The organism is Curtobacterium sp. 260, assembly GCF_030803485.1.
GTDB lineage: Bacteria > Actinomycetota > Actinomycetes > Actinomycetales > Microbacteriaceae > Curtobacterium.
The window spans coordinates 315,792-332,394 of sequence record NZ_JAURUY010000002.1 but is presented as its reverse complement, the minus strand read 5'-3'; the positions used below and the strand labels follow the sequence as shown (position 1 = coordinate 332,394).

Below are 16,603 nucleotides of genomic sequence, written 5' to 3'. Positions count from 1 at the left end.
ACGCGAAAGTGTCCGCGGGGCCGAGACTCGCGCTGGCGGCACGCGCCGCGGCACGCGCCGCGGCACGCGCCGCGGCGCGCGCCCGCGCGGCGCGCGCCCTCAGAACCGCGTCGGCCCCACCTCGTGGTACCGCTCCCACGCGTCCACCGGCCCCCGCCCGTGCAGCACGTACTCCCCCACGAGTCGCTCCTTGTAGACGGCAGGGTTGTGCGACGCCACCACCCGGGCGTTCCGCCAGTGCCGGTCGAGCGCCCGCGTCCGGTCGGCCGCCGAGGCCCCACCGACCTCGAACAACTCCGTGGCCGCCTGCAGCACCCGCGGCCCGATCTCGACCTGCGCCTGGTAGACGGCGTTCTCGGCGGCATCGAGCAGTGCGTGGTCGACGCCCACCCCGGGCTCGTTCGTCGCCACGACCCCGTCGAGCAGCCCTGCCGCCGCGACGACGAGCGACCGCGCGGTGAACGCCCCCGCCGACAGCCGTCCGAGCACGGCCAGCACCTGCGGGTCCTCCCCCGGTACGGCGGCGTTAGCGTGGATGTACGTGCGGGTCCGCGGCCGGACGAACGCCACGGCGTCGTCGACGACGGCCTGTCCGATCCCGGCGAGGACCGCCAGCAGGTACAGCTGGTAGAAGGCCTGGATGTGCGAGAGCGGTGCGTCCCGGTACGCAGAGACGACCGACTCGTCGACCGCGACACCGGAGAACACCGTCGTCCCCGAAGCGGTGAGGCGCTGCCCGAAGCCGTCCCAGTCGTCGACGCCGGTCACACCCGGTGCACCGGTCGGCACGGCGAAGGTCACCCGCTCGCCGTCGCGGTCGGCCGCCAGGTAGATCCAGTCGGCGTAGAGCGTGCCGGTCGAGTAGAACTTGCGCCCGTCGAGCCGCCACGTGCCGGAGTCGTCGGGAGCGACGGTCGTCGAGATGTCCGCCAGCGTCGTGCCGGTCCGCTCCGAGGTCGCGTTCCCCACGATCGCCCCGTCGACGATGCGCTGGAGCCACTCGTCCCGAGCGGGCGAGTCCGGACGCAGGAGCACGAGCTCCGTGTACCCGAAGTGTCCCCGCCACAGGTGCGCGATGTTCGAGTCCGCCGCCGCGAGGTCCGCCACCAGGTGCGCGAGCTCGACGAGCGTCACGCCGAAGCCACCGCGTTCCTCGGGCACGCGCAGCCGCCCGAAGCCCGCGTCTGCCAGCGCGCGCACCTCGGCGTGCGGGAGGTCGCGGTCGCCAGGGGTGCCGGACGCCAGCTCGCGCGCGACCGCGCCCTCGCGGATCGCCTCGACGACCGGCGCGAAGCGCGCACGCAGGACTGCGAGACGGTCGGCCGGGAGGCGCGGCTCACCCCCGGCGCTCGCCGTCACGTCGTCCGGACGGTCGCTCGGGAGGCCCGGCTCACCCCCGGTGCTCGTCGTCGCGTCCGTCATGCGGTCACCTCCACGGCGTCGCGCGCCTCGTCCGCACCGGTCCCGGCCGCGCCGCCGGAGAACGCGCCGCGCCACCGCCTCGCCGGGTGCGAGTCGGGCAGCTGCGCGTGGCCGAAGAGCTTCTCGCGGAGGGTGCCCTCCCGGTACTCCGACTGCATGAGTCCGCGCTCCTGCAGCGTCGGCGCGATGTGGTCGACGAACTCCTCGTAGGAGCCGGGCAGCGTCCAGTTGATGACGTTCACGCCGTCGACCCCGACCCGCTGCCACGCGGCGAGTTCGTCCGCGATCTGCTCGGGCGTCCCGACGACCCGTGCCCGGAGCTTGGCGGAGAGCCGGGCGAGGTCGGCGATGGTCGGCTCGCGGTCGCCGGCGGCCTCGCGGAGCCACTGCAGGTGCGACTGCCCGGCCTGGGTCCGGACCTCGGACAGCGGCGTCGCCGGGTCGAGCGGCTCGCCGGTGTCCGGGTCGAAGCCGAGGTTCGAGTGCACGAGGAAGCCGTCGGCGGCCAGGTACTCGTCGATCTCCGCTTCCTTCGCCTTCGCCTCGGCCTCGGTGGATCCCGTGACGAAGGTCAGGCCGAGGAAGAACGCGATGTCCTCGCGGCGTCGGCCGACGGCGGCGGCGAGGTCGCGGGTCTCGCGGATCAGCTGCTCGGTGGCGTCCCGGTTCGAGGTGAGGATGAACTGTGCCTCGGCGTTCCGCGCGGCGAAGGCCCGGCCGGCCGGCGAGGACCCGGCCTGGAACAACACGGGCGTCCGCTGGGGCGAGGGCGCGCTGAGGTGCGGCCCCTGCACGTCGTACCGCTTGCCGTGGTGGTCGATGCGGTGCACCTGCGCCGGGTCGGCGTAGCCGCGCACCGGGTCCTTGAGCACGGCGCCGTCCTCCCACGACCCCTCCCACAGCTTGGCGCAGACCTCGAGGTACTCCTCGGCCCAGGCGTAGCGCTCGTCGTGCTCCTCGAGCCGGTCGGCGCCGAAGTTCCGGGCGGCGCTGTCGAGGGCGCTCGTCACGACGTTCCACCCGATGCGGCCGCGGGTGATGTGGTCGAGCGTCGACACCTTGCGGGCGAAGTCGAACGGGTGCGCCTGGATGACGCTCGAGGTGAACGCCAGGCCGAGGTGCTCGGTCGACACGGCGAGCGCGGAGAGCAGCACGGACGGGTCGTTCGAGGGGATCTGCAGCCCCTCGCGGAGGTTCGTCGCGTAGTCGCCGCGGGCGGGGCCGTACGTGCCGACGACGTCCGCGAAGAACATCGCGTCGAACTTCCCGCGCTCGAGCGTCCGGGCGAGGTCGGTCCACAGCGTGACGTCGTCGAAGTCCGCCTGCCGGGCGTCCGGGTGCCGCCAGAGGCCGTGCTGGATGTGCGACGTCGTGTTCATGACGAAGGCCGCGAAGCGCAGCGGACGGATCGGTGCATCGCTCATGCCCCCCATGGTGTCCGGGGAGCCGCCGCCGACGGTCATGACGTGACCTCGCGTTACGGGCGCGGTTCCGCGGCGGCCGGGCGGCGACCATGCTCCTGAGGCATGCCGACCCAGACGACCGCAGCCGCGCCTCCCGTCCGTCCCCCGTCTCCGTCCACGAACGCGACCCGACGTCGCGTCGCGCTCGCGTCGTTCGTCGGGACGACCGTCGAGTACTACGACTTCTACCTGTACGCGACGGCCTCGGCGCTCGTGTTCGCCCCGACGTTCTTCCCGTCCGCCACGCCGGCCGTCGGTGTGATCGCGTCCTTCGCGACCTACGGTGTCGGCTTCGTCGCGCGGCCGCTCGGCGGCATCGTGGCCGGGCACCTGGGCGACCGGATCGGGCGGAAGAAGCTGCTCGTGGCGTCCCTGGTGCTGATGGGCATCGCGTCGACGCTCATCGGGGTGATCCCCTCGGCGGCGACGATCGGGGTCGGCGCGGTGGTCGCACTCGTGGTGCTGCGACTGCTCCAGGGCGTCGCAGCCGGCGCGGAGTGGGGCGGGTCGGCGCTGCTGTCGGTCGAGCACGCGCCGACGCGGCACCGGGGACTGTTCGGGGCGTTCACGCAGATGGGGTCCGCGGGCGGCATGCTGCTGGCGACCGGGGTCTTCACGCTCGTGCGGACCCTGCTCGGCAACGAGGCGTTCCTGGCCTGGGGGTGGCGCCTGCCGTTCCTGTTCTCCGCGGTCATCGTCGCGGTCGGACTCGTCATCCGGCTCGGCGTGCAGGACGCCCCGGTGTTCCAGGCGCTGCGCGCGTCCGGCGGTGTCGAGCGGTTCCCGGTGTGGCAGGCGGTCCGTCGGCACCCGCGGTCGATCCTCGTCACCGCAGGGCTGCGGCTCGTCCAGCCGGCGCTCTACTCGATCCTGACGACGTACTCGCTGACCTACCTCGGGGCGAGGCGCGGCGAGGAGGGCTCGGCCGCCGGGCTCCAGGCGGTGCTCGTGATCTCGGCGGTGTCGCTCGTGTCGACGCCGTTCTGGGGGTGGCTGTCCGACCGGGTCGGGCGCCGGCCGCTCGCGATCGGGGCCGCGATCGGGATCGGCGTGCTGATCTGGCCGTTCTTCGCGTTCCTCGACGCCGGACCCCTGGTGCTGCTGCCGCTCGTCGCGTTGATCGGCATGAGCGTGTTCCACGACAGCATCTACGGTCCGCAGGCGGCGTGGTTCGCGGAGCAGTTCCCGACCGGGCGGCGCTACTCGGGCATGAGCCTCGGGTACCAGATCGGGTCGATCTTCTCGGTGGGGCTGACGCCGTTGCTCGCGGCGGTGTTCGTCGAGGTGGGCGGGGGCTCGCCGTGGATCCTGTGCGCGTACCTCGGCGTGTACGCGGTGCTGTCGGTCGTGGCCGCGGTGTTCGCGGTCGACCCGGTGCGCGACGCGCAGCGGGCGGACGCCCGGGCGGACGCCCGGGCGGCCGGTGCCGGTGCCGGTGCCGGTGCCGGTGCCGGTGCCGGTGGGCCAGTCTCGGGCTGAGCGACGGGGCTCGGGCTCCGGGCCGCGAGGGACGTCGGTCAGCCCGGGTCTCACCGGCGACCACACCGACTACGTCCTGAGCACCAGGTCCGCGAGCTCCGCGGGCGCCTCCGCGGCGATGAAGGCACGCTCCTGGGCAGCCCAGCGCTCCCACTCGCGGGCGAACACCTCGCCGTCGCGGCCGATCGCCCGGTCGCGTCGGACGTCGTCGTCCGCCTCGAGCCACACCCGGAGGGTCGCTTGTGGAGCGGACCCCCGGGAGAGCGCCCCGCACCCCTCGACCACCAGCGGCACGTGCGACTCGATCGACACCCACTCCGCCGGCTCGGACCGCTCCCAGTCCCAGCGCCGGTACCCCGACGGCGTCCCGAGCACGTCGGACACGACCGCGTCGGCGGCCGCGCGCAGGCCGTCCCACCCGGGGTAGACGTCGTCGAGGTGCACGACCCGTGCGCCGAGCCGTGCCGCCACGGCGTCGCCCAGCGTGGTCTTCCCGGTGCCCGAGCGCCCGTCGACCAGCACGACGAGCCGTCGTCCGGTGGCGGCAGCAGCGCCGGCTGCGGCCGCGGCGATCCCCTCGACGAGCGCCGCGTCCGGTGCCGCTCCCCCGGCGGTCGCGTCCGGCCGCGCACCCCCGTCGGTCACGTCCGGCATCGCTCCCCCGGCGACCGCACCCGAGGCGATCGCGCCCGGCCGCGCGCGCTCAGGCACGCCACGTCCCCGCAGCCACGGCCACCCCGATCGACGCGACGCCGATGCCCACGAGCACGGCGACCATCGCCCACTCCGGTCCCGCGAACCGCGCCTGCCGCGCCCACGTCCGGGGACCGGGAGCGCCGAAGCCGCGCGACTCCATCGCCACCGCCAGCGTGGTCGCCCGGCGGAGTGCGAGCACGAGCAGAGCGAAGGCCATCGACGCTCCGCGCCGCAGCCGTCCGTGGTCGGCGAGCCCCCGTGCGCGGCGCGCCATGGCGAGCTGGCGCCAGTCCTCGCCGAGCAGGGTCGTCATCCGCACCGCAGCCAGGGCCCCGAGCACGAAACGGGCCGGCAGCCGCAGCAGCTGCGCGAGCCCGTCGGCCAGGTCGGTCGGGTCGACCCCGACGAAGAGCACGACGGCCGGCAGCCCGACCGCGAGGACCCGCAGCGCGGTCGCCAGCGCGAGCGTCAACGACCCCTCGGTGACGTGGACGAAGCCGAGGTCGAACCACTCCCGCCCGGAGGGCCGGCCGTACAGCGCGATGCTCAGCGCCGTCAGGGGCACGGCGACGAGCACCGGTGACGCCCGCAGCAGCAGGCTCCGCGGCGGGATCCGGAGCACCGGGAGGAGCAGCAGCTCCAGCGCGAGCGCGACGGCCGCGGAGACGACGTCGAGGCTCGTCACGAGGCACAGGCCGAGTGCGAGCACGCCGAGCATCGCGGCGACGGGCTGGACGCCGGCGACACCGCGACGCGTCCGGCCGGGAGGCTCGGCTCGCCCGCCCGCACCGGCGCGGGTCGTCGGGGTGGTCACCGGTGCACCTCCGTGGTCGGTCGGGGTCCGCCGGGTCCGGTCGACGCGGCGCCGGGTCCGGCCGACGGGTCACCGCGTCCGTCCGGCGGGACGGCGGTTCCGGCCGGCGGCACGGTCCTCGCACCGTCGGCGGCGAGCACGACCTCGTCGGCGTCGAGCGCACGGACGAGGTCACGGTCGTGCGTCACCACGACGAGCGCCGTCCCCGCGTCCGCCAGCGCCCCGAGCAGGTCGACCACGGCCTGCCAGGTCGCACGGTCCTGGCCCGAGGTGGGTTCGTCCAGCACGACCACGGGCGGTCGCGAGGCGACGACGGCACCGATCGCGAGCCGCCGCTGCTCACCGCCGGACAGCGTGAAGGGGTTGGCGTCGGCGAGGTGCCGGAGCCCGAACGCGTCGAGGAGTTCCTCCACCCGCACGTCGGCGTCCGACAGCCCGAGCGCGCGCGGTCCGGCACCGAGCTCCTCGCGGACACTGCGCGCCACGAACTGGTGTCCGGGGTCCTGGAACACCGACCCGATCCGGGCCGCGAGCTGCCGGCTCGTCCATCGGATCGGCGCGTCACCGGCCTCCCCGGCCAGGTCGGGCGTCGCGAGGAGTGTCCCTCCGGACGGCCGCAGGAGCCCGGCGAGGGTGAGGCCGAGCGTCGACTTGCCGACGCCGTTCGGACCGGTGACCGCGAGGACCCGACCGCGACGGACCCCGAGGTCGATGCCGCTGCCGACACGGGTCCCGCCGGCACGTCCGAGGATGCTCCCGCGCGCGGTCGCGAGTCCCCGCGCCTCGAGCAGCGCCGTGTCCTCGTCGAGCGGGCGGAAGGCGCCCCCGGCCACCGGTGCTCCCGGTGCTGATCCGCCCGCTCGCTCGGTCGACGACGCGACCTGACGTCCGGCGCCGGCCGTCGGCGCGACCGGACGTCCGCCGCCGGCCCGGGACGATCCCCGCGCCGGCTGGGCACCGGGCACCCACACGCCGGCCGCCGTCAGCGCCGGACCGTGCTCGGCGAGCACCGACGCGGGGGTCCCGTCCGCGACGACCCCGCCCCCGGGTTCGAGGAGCACGAGTCGATCGACCAGGTCGAGCCAGGTGCCGATCCGGTGCTCGACCACGAGCATCGTCGCACCGCTGGTGTCGAGCAGCGCCCGCACGGCGTCGTGGACCTGCACCACGCCCTCGGGGTCGAGGTTCGCGCAGGGTTCGTCGAGGACGAGCACGCCGGGACGCATCGCGAGCACGCCCGCGAGCGCCAGACGCTGCCGCTGCCCGCCGGAGAGCCGGCTCGTGGACCGGTCGAGCGGCAGGTCGAGGCCGACGACCCCGAGCGCGTGCCGGACGCGTTCCCACGTCGCGGCCCGCGGGACGCCGGTGTTCTCGCACCCGAAGGCCACGTCGTCGCCGATCCGCGACATCACCGTGTGGGCCTCGGGGTCCTGCATGACGAGGCCGACGCGCCCGCGGACCGCGCGGGGGTCGGCGCCGTCGACCAGGACCGAGCCCTGCACGGCTGCGGCGGTGTCGTCGTCGGGGTCCGGTTCGTCCGCCAGCACCGCTGCGACCGCGCGGAGCACCGTCGACTTGCCGGCGCCCGAGGGGCCGACGACCGCGACGCGCTCACCCGGCTCGACGACGAGGTCGAGACCGCGCACCGCCCACGCGTCGCGCCCGGCGTACCGCCAGCCCCAGTCACGGAAGGCGATCCGCGCCGCCCCCGAGGACGACACGGCCGTCACCGGGCGGCGCGGGACCCGCGCTCGGCCTGCTCGGCGGCAGGCGTCGCGGTGCCGGACTGCGCTCCGTCGAGCGGAACGGTCGCGCCGGTCGGGGCGGACGACTGCTGCGGGGTCGTCGCGTGCGTCCGTCGGGCGTGCTCGCGCCCTGCGGCGAACGAGGACAGCACGCCGGTCGCGGCGAGCGCCCGGACGAGCAGCCACGAACCGAGCCCGGCGATCACGGCCCCGGACACCACGGCGGACACGACGTAGACGGTCTTGAACGCCGCGTCGAGCCCCGGGTACCAGAGCACGGTGTCGTTGATGCCGAGGGCGAGCCCCGCGGCGGCACCGGCGAGCACGACGACCGGCAGCCGGTAGGCCCGGTAGAGGAACAGTGCGAGCACGACCTCGGCCCCGAGGCCCTGCACGAGACCGGCCTCGAGCGTCAGCCACCCCCACTGGGTGCCGAGCAGTGCCTCGACGCTGGCGGCGACCATCTCGGCGTAGAGCGCGGCCCCGGGCTTCCGGACGACGATGGCGACGAGCGGCCCGGCGAGCAGCCAGACCCCGCCGAAGAGTGCCTGGGTACCGGGGAGGACCAGGGCCGCGACGGCGCTGATCGGCTCGTAGCCGAACTCCCAGAGCTTGAAGACGACACCGATCGCGACGGCGAGGACGCTCGCGACGACGATGTCGACGACCCGCCAGCGCAACGAGCGCCTGACGGTGGTGGACGGTGCTGCGGACTGCGTGGTTGCAGGCATGGTTGCTGACTCCTCCCTGCGCCGGCATGACCCGGATCAGGTTCGACGGTCGGAGCGCCGTTCGCTCCCTCTCAGCCCGGCGGTCCCGGACTCCCGTGTGTGTGGCAGCAGTCTAGACGCGGTCGTGACCGCGTGACGGACGGGAGGCCCGTGGCGGCGTCGCCACGGGCCTCCCGTCCGGTGGGTCACTTCTTGAGGGCGCGGATCACCTTGCTCAGGGCCTTGCCGGTCACCCAGATGGTGGGGATGCTCACCGCGAGCAGCGAGATCAGGTTCGGCTCGAACTGCAGGTCCTGCCCCGGGCGACGCACGTAGGCACCGACGGGGATCGACGCCCCGCCGCCACCGCCGCCGCCGTTCTCGTCGTCCCCGCCGGCGCCGAAGCCGAACCAGCCGATGGACACCGGGATGAGGGTCTGGTCCCCGACCTCGACCGGTTCGCCGTAGTTGGTCGAGACGCCCACGGGGCGCACCTTGTCTGCGATCTGACTCACGATGTTGGCCATGCGCGCGAGGCTACTCGTCGGTTCCTCCACAGGCCGGCGAGCACCTGCGGCCGTCGACCCCTGGGGCTTGTCTGCGGACGCGGACGGCCCGCGCCGATACCGTGGCGGAACCCACACCTGGAGGACTGTTTGCACACCTGGCCCGGCAACCCGTACCCCCTCGGGGCGACCTACGACGGCAGCGGCACGAACTTCGCCCTGTTCAGCGAGGTCGCCGACCGCGTGGAACTGTGCCTCTTCGACGACGCGGGGAACGAGGAGTGCGTCGACCTGGTCGAGGTGGACGCACACGTCTGGCACGCCTACCTGCCGAACGTCGCCCCGGGGCAGGAGTACGGCTTCCGCGTGCACGCCCCGTACGACCCGGCGAACGGACTGCGCGGCAACCCGCACAAGCTGCTCCTCGACCCGTACGCGAAGGCGACCAGCGGCGACATCGACTGGGACCAGGCGCTGTTCTCGTACACGTTCGGCGACCCGGACTCGACCAACGACCAGGACTCGGCGTCCCACATGATGAAGGGCGTCGTCATCAACCCGTTCTTCGACTGGCAGGGTGACCGGGCTCCCCGGGTCCCCTACGGCGAGACGGTGATCTACGAGGCGCACGTCAAGGGCCTCACCGAGACGCACCCCGACGTGCCCGAGGAGCAACGGGGCACCTACGCCGGTGTCGCGCACCCGGCGGTCATCGAGCACCTCAAGCGCCTGGGGATCACGACGCTCGAGCTCATGCCGGTGCACCAGTTCGTCAACGACTCCACGCTGCAGGAGAAGGGGCTGTCGAACTACTGGGGCTACAACACGATCGGCTTCTTCGCGCCGCACTCGCACTACTCGTCGTCCGGCGACCGCGGGCAGCAGGTGCAGGAGTTCAAGGCGATGGTGCGCGAGCTCCACCGTGCCGGCATCGAGGTCGTCCTCGACGTCGTCTACAACCACACGGCGGAGGGCAACCACCTCGGGCCGACGCTGTCCTTCCGCGGCATCGACAACGCGGCGTACTACCGCCTGGTCGAGGACGACAAGCGGTACTACATGGACACCACGGGCACCGGGAACTCGCTCAACGTCGGGCACCCGCACTCGCTGCAGCTCATCATGGACTCGCTGCGGTACTGGGTCACCGAGATGCACGTCGACGGGTTCCGCTTCGACCTCGCCGCGGCCCTGGCCCGCGAGTTCTACGAGGTCGACCGGCTCGCGGCCTTCTTCGAACTGGTCCAGCAGGACCCGATCGTGTCCCAGGTCAAGCTCATCGCCGAGCCGTGGGACGTCGGGCCCGGCGGGTACCAGGTCGGCAACTTCCCGCCGCAGTGGTCCGAGTGGAACGGCAAGTACCGCGACACCGTGCGTGACTTCTGGCGGGGCGAACCCTCGACGCTCGGCGAGTTCGCCTCGCGCATCTCCGGGTCGGCCGACCTGTACGAGCACGACGGCCGGACGCCCAAGGCGAGCATCAACTTCATCACCGCCCACGACGGCTTCACGCTGTACGACCTGGTCGCGTACAACGAGAAGCACAACGACGCCAACGGCGAGGACAACAACGACGGCGAGAGCCACAACCGGTCGTGGAACTCCGGCGTCGAGGGGCCGACGGACGACCCGGAGGTCGCCGCGCTCCGACTGCAGCGCCGGCGGAACTTCCTCGCCACCCTGCTGCTCAGCCAGGGCGTGCCGATGATCGCCCACGGCGACGAGCTCGGCCGCACCCAGCACGGCAACAACAACGTGTACGCGCAGGACTCCGCGATCAGCTGGATCGACTGGGAGCACGCCGACGACGAACTCGTGCAGTTCACCGCCGACGTCGTGAAGCTCCGGCACGACCACCCGACCTTCCGCCGCACCCGGTACTTCAACGGTCGTCCGGTGCGCCGGGGCGAGGGCGAGCCACTGCCCGACGTCGTGTGGCTGACCCCGTCCGGCGACGCGATGGACCCCGAGGACTGGGACTCCGGCTTCGGCAAGAGCGTCGGCATGTACCTGAACGGCGAGGGCATCCGCGGACGCGACCGCTGGGGCGAGCGTGTGACCGACGTGGCGTTCCTGACGTACTACAACGCACACGACGACGTCGTGACCTTCACCCTGCCACCCGAGGAGTACTCGCCCGGGTGGACCGTCCGGATCGACACGGCCGAACCCGGCGCCCGCGAGACGGTCCTCGACGCCGGGACCCCGCTCGACGTACCGGCGCGCTCGATGATCGTGCTCCGTGCCGAGCCCGACCACGAGGTCACCACCACGCAGGTGGAGTCGGTCGAGGGCGGGCGGCAGTCCACCCCGACCAACCCCGCGGCGTCGACGGCGGCGTCCGCCACCGACCCGGAACCGACCGGGGCGGAACCGTCCGACGCTGCACCGTCCGGCGCGGAACCGTCCGACGCTGCTCCGTCCGGGGCGGAACAGCTCACGGCGTCGGCCGAGGGCACGTCCGCAACGGACCCGGTCAGCGACACCGACGCCGACCCAGACTCCTCCGACACCGAACCCGAACCCGAACCCACAGGAGCCACCGCGTGAGCGCTCGCCGCGTCCCCACGTCCACCTACCGGCTGCAGGTCACCGCAGACTTCGACCTCGACGCCGCCCAGGGCGTGGTCGACCACATCCGCACCCTCGGTGCGGACTGGGTCTACCTCTCCCCCGTGCTGCAGGCCGAGCCCGGGTCGCAGCACGGCTACGACGTCGTCGACCACTCGCACGTCGACACCGAGCGCGGCGGCGACGCCGCGCTCCGAGCCCTCGCCGAGGCCGCGCACGCCGCCGGGCTGGGTGTCCTCGTCGACATCGTGCCGAACCACGTCGGCGTCGCCACCCCCGAGGCGAACCCGTGGTGGTGGTCCCTGCTCGAGTCCGGACAGGGCTCCCCCGTCGCGTGGGCCTTCGACGTGGACTGGCAGGCCGGGGACGGGCGCATCCGGATCCCGGTGCTCGACGACCGGCTGCTCGACGCGGTCGAGCTGCGGGACGGCCGGCTGTACGTCGGCGAGACCGCCTACCCGACGGCCGAGGGCACCGTGCAGGACGGTGACGACGTCGCAGCCGTGCACGCCCGTCAGCACTACGAGTTCGTGCACTGGAAGCGCGCGGACCACGACCTCAACTACCGTCGCTTCTTCGCGGTCAACACCCTCGCGGCGATCCGCGTCGAGGAGCCCGAGGTGTTCGCCTCGTCCCACGCCACGATCGGCGGCTGGTTCCGCGACGGGCTCGTGGACGGCCTGCGCATCGACCACCCGGACGGCCTGTACGACCCCGCCGGGTACCTGCAGGACCTGCACGACCTCACCGGCGGCGCGTACACGCTCGTCGAGAAGATCCTCGAGCCCGGCGAGCAGCTCCCGTCGTCGTGGCCGGTCGACGGCACCACCGGCTACGACGCCCTCGCCGTGGTCGACCGTGTCTTCGTCGACCCCGCGGGTGAACCGGCGCTCACCGCCGCGTCCGGTGCCGAGCCCGCCGACTGGCAGCAGCTCACGCACGACACCCGGCGCGGGATCGCCGACGGCATCCTCGGCAGCGAGGTCCGCCGGCTCGCACGGCTCCTCGCCCCCGTGGCACCGGACGTGCCCGAGGACCGCGTCGTCGACGCCGTCGCCGAGATCGTCGCGTCCTTCGAGGTCTACCGGACGTACCTGCCCGAGGGTGTCCACCACCTCATCGACGCCCTCGAACGCGCCGCCGAGGCCCGCCCGGACCTCGACGACGTGATCGACCGCATCGCACCGGCGCTCGTCGACCCCGGTCACGCCGCGGCCGTCCGGCTGCAGCAGACGTCGGGCATGGTGATGGCGAAGGGCGTCGAGGACACCGCGTTCTACCGCACGTCGCGCCTGACCACCCTGAGCGAGGTCGGCGCCGACCCGAGCCTGTTCGCCGTCTCGGTGGAGGACTTCCACCAGGCCCAGCGCGACCGCCAGGGCAGCTGGCCACACACCATGACGACGCTCACCACGCACGACACGAAGCGCAGCGAGGACACCCGTGCGCGCATCAGCGTGCTCGCCGAGCTCGGCTCCGAGTGGGCCGACGCCCTCGCGCGGCTGCGGTCCCTGGCCCCGCTCGACGACGCCGTGATGGCTGACCTGTTGTGGCAGGCCATCGTCGGTGCACGTCCTGCGAGCCGCGATCGCCTGCACGCCTACGCCGAGAAGGCGTCGCGCGAGGCCGGCGACAGCACGACGTGGACCGAGCCGGACGAGGCGTTCGAGGAGCAGATGCACGCGCTCGTCGACGCGTCGTTCGACGATCCGCAGGTCGTGGCCGTGCTCGACGAGCTCGACCAGGTCATCAACGCTGCCGGGTGGTCGAACGGGCTGGCCCAGAAGCTCGTGCAGCTGACGATGCCCGGCGTGCCGGACGTCTACCAGGGCACCGAGGGCTGGGACCGGTCGCTCGTCGACCCGGACAACCGCCGACCGGTCGACTACGCCGAGCTCCGGCACGTGCTCGCCGGGCTCGACGGCCCCGAGGACGACGGCCCCGAGCGGCTGCCGGCCGTCGGACTCGACGGTGCCGTGAAGACCCTCGTCGTCAGCCGGGCCCTGCGCCTGCGCCGCGACCACCCCGAGCTGTTCACCCGCTACCTGGGGCTCGAGGCCACGGGCAGCGCCGCCGACCACGTCCTGGCGTTCGACCGTGGCGGTGCCGTGACCGTCGCGACACGCCTGCCCGTCGGACTCGAGCGGGTCGGGGGCTGGGGCGACACCCTGGTGCACCCGGTGCCGCTCGACCGGGTCGACCTGCTCACCGGTCGACGGTTCCCGGCGTCCCGCGGCATCGCGCTCGCCGAGCTGCTCACGGACCTGCCGGTGGCGCTCCTCGTGCCCGCCGACCTCGCCGACGCCGGGGCGGCCGCTGCCTCCTCGTCCACGTCGACGACCACCCCCGCGGCCTCCGGGTCGGGCGGCACCGCCGTCTCCGACCAGCAGGCCGAGATCGAGATCCTGGAGGGTCACGCATGACCGTTCCCGCCCGCTACGCCGTCTGGGCGCCGAACCCCGAGCGCGTGCGCCTGGTCGTCGACGACGTCGAGTACGCGATGACCCGCGGTGACGACGACTGGTGGAGCACCGACGAGGTCGCCCCGGTCGTCGGCGCGCGCTACGGCTTCCGCATCGACGACGACGAGGACGTCCGCCCGGACCCCCGCAGCCGGTACCAGCCGGACGGGGTGCACGGCACGTCCGAGGTCGTGGACCCGGAGCGCTTCGCCTGGACCGACGAGGCCTGGACGGGCCGTCCCGCCCGCGGCGGGGTCATCTACGAGATGCACATCGGCACCTACACGCCCGAGGGCACCCTCGACGCGGCCGCCGCGAAGCTCGACCACCTCGTCGAGCTCGGTGTGGAGTTCGTCGAGCTGCTCCCCGTCAACGCCGTCAACGGTGAGTGGAACTGGGGCTACGACGGGGTCGGCTGGTTCGCCGTGCACCACCCCTACGGCGGTCCGGACGCCTACGACCGCTTCGTCGACACCGCCCACGCGCTGGGCCTCGGGGTCATCCAGGACGTCGTCTACAACCACCTCGGCCCGAGCGGGAACTACCTGCCGCTGTACGGTCCGTACCTGCTGCAGGGGCTCGGGAACACCTGGGGCGACTCGGTCAACGTCGAGCACCCCGAGGTCCGCCGGTACGTGCTGGACAACGTGCGGATGTGGTTCCGCGACCACCACGTCGACGGACTCCGGCTCGACGCGGTGCACGCGATCCGGGACACCACGCGCCCGCACGTGCTGCAGGTCATGGCTTCCGAGACCGAGGCGTACTCGGAGTTCGTCGGGCGCCCGCTCTCGCTCATCGCCGAGTCGGACCTCAACGACCCGGTCATGTTCCGTCCGCAGGAGGCCTCCGGGTACGGCCTGACCGGACAGTGGTCGGACGACTTCCACCACGCCGTCCACGTGGCGCTCACCGGCGAGACGAACGGCTACTACGCCGACTTCGCACCGCTCTCGGCGCTGGCGAAGGTCCTGGAGCACGGGTTCTTCCACGACGGCACCTGGTCGTCGTTCCGCGGGAAGCGGCACGGTCGACCGATCGACCGCGGGACGTCGCCCGCGACGGCGCTGGTCGTCGCGAACCAGAACCACGACCAGATCGGCAACCGCGCCGCGGGCGACCGGCTCGCGGCGTCACTCGACGACGAGTCGCTCGTCATCGCCGCGGCGCTGACGCTGCTCGGCCCGTTCACGCCGATGCTGTTCATGGGCGAGGAGTTCGCCGCGACCACGCCGTGGCAGTTCTTCACCTCCCACCCGGAGAAGGCGCTGGGCGAGATCACGGCGAAGGGCCGGATCGCCGAGTTCGCGGAGCACGGTTGGGACGAATCGGTCGTCCCGGACCCGCAGGACCCGACGACGTTCTCGAACTCGAAGCTCGACTGGGCCGACGTCACCTCGGAGCGGGGTGCGCGGATCCTCCGGGCCTACCGCGTGCTCGTCGCGCTGCGCCGCACCGAGCAGGCCTTCGTCGACCACCGCTACGAGGCGAACGCCGTCCGCTTCGACGGGGACGACCGCTGGCTCGTGCTGACCCGCGGCCTGCTCGGGCCCGACGCGGCGCCGGTGCACGTCGTGGTGAACTTCGCCGACGACGCTGCCGAGGTGTCCGTCCCGGACGCGACCGGTGAGGAGCTCTACCGCTTCGGTGAGGCGAGCGTCGACGCCGGTGTGGTCCGGTTCGCGTCGCGCGGCGTGGTGGTCCTGCGCTGACGGACGTGCCCTGACCGATCTGCGAGAGCGACAGTCCCCCGTGGAACCCCCACGGGGGACTGTTGCTTCCGCGGACCAGAGCGGCCACGACACCGGCCGGGCACGGCGCGGCAGTACCGGTACCGGTACCGGTACCGGGCCGTCACCGGCATCGGTACCGGGCCGTCACCGGCACCGGCACCGGCACCGGTTCCGGGCCGTTGCGGGTCAGGCGGACTGGTCTCCGACCGCGTGCGCGTTCTTGCGCACCGAGGGCAGTCGGCGGTGGTCCTTCACGACGGAGCGCACCTCGCGCACCCGCCGGTCGATGCCCCACTTCGTCACGAGCGTCAGGCTCTCACGGACGATGTTGCCGCTCATCTTCGAGACGCCGAACTCGCGCTCGGTGAAGGTGATCGGCGTCTCGACGACCCGCAGCCCGGCCTCGAGCGCACGCCAGCACAGGTCGACCTGGAAGCAGTACCCCTTCGACGCGACCCCGGCCAGGTCGATCCGCTCGAACGCCTTCGACGTGAACACCCGGAAGCCGCCGGTCGCGTCACGCACCGCGATGCCGAGCGCCATCCGCGTGTAGAGGTTCCCGCCGCGGGACAGCAGTTCGCGGTACCACGGCCAGTTCTCGACCTCGCCGCCCTTGATCCAGCGGGAGCCGAGCACGAGGTCGTTCGAGTCGGCGAGCTCGAGCATCCACGGGAGGTACTCCGGGTGGTGCGAGCCGTCCGCGTCCATCTCGACGAGCTTGTCGTAGCCGTGCTCGAGGCCCCAGGCGAACCCCGCGAGGTACGCGCCGCCGAGGCCGTCCTTCACCGTCCGGTGCATCACGTGGACCCGGTCGGTCTCACGCGCGATCTCGTCCGCGATGTCGCCGGTGCCGTCCGGGGAGTTGTCGTCGACGACGAGCACGTGGACGCTGTCGTCGGTCGCGGCCAGGGTGCGGGCGACGATCGGGCGGACGTTCTCCGCCTCGTCGTAGGTCGGGATGATGACCAGGGACGTGCTCATGGTGCTCCTCGCGGTTCGCAT

12 protein-coding genes and 1 riboswitch are annotated in these 16,603 nt (G+C 73.1%); of the genes, 4 read left to right on the top strand and 8 right to left on the bottom strand.

Going from position 1 to position 16,603, the window contains the following annotated elements:
• Positions 1–99 precede the first annotated feature (99 nt).
• The gene (locus J2X59_RS03910; RefSeq protein ID WP_326495771.1) at positions 100–1,422 is read right to left on the bottom strand and encodes an acyl-CoA dehydrogenase family protein; all 1,323 of its coding nucleotides are present in this window, start codon (positions 1,420–1,422) and stop codon (positions 100–102) included.
• The gene (locus J2X59_RS03905) at positions 1,419–2,846 is read right to left on the bottom strand and encodes an LLM class flavin-dependent oxidoreductase (RefSeq protein WP_326495770.1); all 1,428 of its coding nucleotides are present in this window, start codon (positions 2,844–2,846) and stop codon (positions 1,419–1,421) included. The genes J2X59_RS03910 and J2X59_RS03905 overlap by 4 nt, the downstream gene beginning before the upstream one ends.
• 102 nt (positions 2,847–2,948) lie before the next feature.
• On the opposite strand from J2X59_RS03905, the gene J2X59_RS03900 reads away from it, so the two are divergent.
• The gene (locus J2X59_RS03900) at positions 2,949–4,364 is read left to right on the top strand and encodes an MFS transporter (protein WP_326495769.1); all 1,416 of its coding nucleotides are present in this window, start codon (positions 2,949–2,951) and stop codon (positions 4,362–4,364) included.
• Between the two features lie 69 nt (positions 4,365–4,433).
• On the opposite strand, the gene J2X59_RS03895 is transcribed toward J2X59_RS03900, so the two are convergent.
• From J2X59_RS03895 to J2X59_RS03875, 5 genes are all read right to left on the bottom strand, one after another.
• On the bottom strand, positions 4,434–5,075 hold the full coding sequence (locus J2X59_RS03895; protein ID WP_326495768.1) for an ATP-binding protein: 642 nt from the start codon (positions 5,073–5,075) through the stop codon (positions 4,434–4,436).
• A complete protein-coding gene (locus J2X59_RS03890; RefSeq protein ID WP_326495767.1) occupies positions 5,068–5,874 on the bottom strand; it encodes an energy-coupling factor transporter transmembrane component T family protein in 807 nt (268 codons plus the stop codon). Before J2X59_RS03890 ends, J2X59_RS03895 begins: the two co-directional genes overlap by 8 nt.
• Positions 5,871–7,604: an ABC transporter ATP-binding protein gene (locus J2X59_RS03885; RefSeq protein WP_442781408.1), complete on the bottom strand. Its 1,734-nt coding sequence runs from the start codon at positions 7,602–7,604 to the stop codon at positions 5,871–5,873. Before J2X59_RS03885 ends, J2X59_RS03890 begins: the two co-directional genes overlap by 4 nt.
• Complete coding sequence (locus J2X59_RS03880) at positions 7,601–8,350, bottom strand: ECF transporter S component (protein ID WP_326495765.1); 750 nt, start codon at positions 8,348–8,350, stop codon at positions 7,601–7,603. The genes J2X59_RS03885 and J2X59_RS03880 overlap by 4 nt, the downstream gene beginning before the upstream one ends.
• Positions 8,346–8,457, bottom strand: a riboswitch (TPP riboswitch). It overlaps the preceding gene by 5 nt.
• Before the next feature lie 78 nt (positions 8,458–8,535).
• Positions 8,536–8,856 (bottom strand): hypothetical protein, encoded by a 321-nt coding sequence (locus tag J2X59_RS03875; protein ID WP_058727630.1) that lies wholly within the window; start codon positions 8,854–8,856, stop codon positions 8,536–8,538.
• Positions 8,857–8,985: 129 nt separating this feature from the next.
• On the opposite strand from J2X59_RS03875, the gene glgX reads away from it, so the two are divergent.
• From glgX to treZ, 3 genes are read left to right on the top strand one after another with little or no spacing between them, the layout of a single operon-like run.
• Positions 8,986–11,385, top strand: a complete 2,400-nt coding sequence (gene glgX / locus J2X59_RS03870; protein WP_326495764.1) for a glycogen debranching protein GlgX — start codon at positions 8,986–8,988, stop codon at positions 11,383–11,385.
• Positions 11,382–13,829, top strand: a complete 2,448-nt coding sequence (treY, locus tag J2X59_RS03865) for a malto-oligosyltrehalose synthase (RefSeq protein ID WP_326495763.1) — start codon at positions 11,382–11,384, stop codon at positions 13,827–13,829. The genes glgX and treY overlap by 4 nt, the downstream gene beginning before the upstream one ends.
• A complete protein-coding gene (gene treZ, locus J2X59_RS03860; protein WP_326495762.1) occupies positions 13,826–15,580 on the top strand; it encodes a malto-oligosyltrehalose trehalohydrolase in 1,755 nt (584 codons plus the stop codon). The genes treY and treZ overlap by 4 nt, the downstream gene beginning before the upstream one ends.
• Positions 15,581–15,787: 207 nt before the next feature.
• Here the strand turns inward: treZ and J2X59_RS03855 are convergent, their stop codons facing one another.
• The gene (locus J2X59_RS03855) at positions 15,788–16,582 is read right to left on the bottom strand and encodes a polyprenol monophosphomannose synthase (RefSeq protein WP_200884134.1); all 795 of its coding nucleotides are present in this window, start codon (positions 16,580–16,582) and stop codon (positions 15,788–15,790) included.
• Between the last annotated feature and the right edge of the window lie 21 nt (positions 16,583–16,603).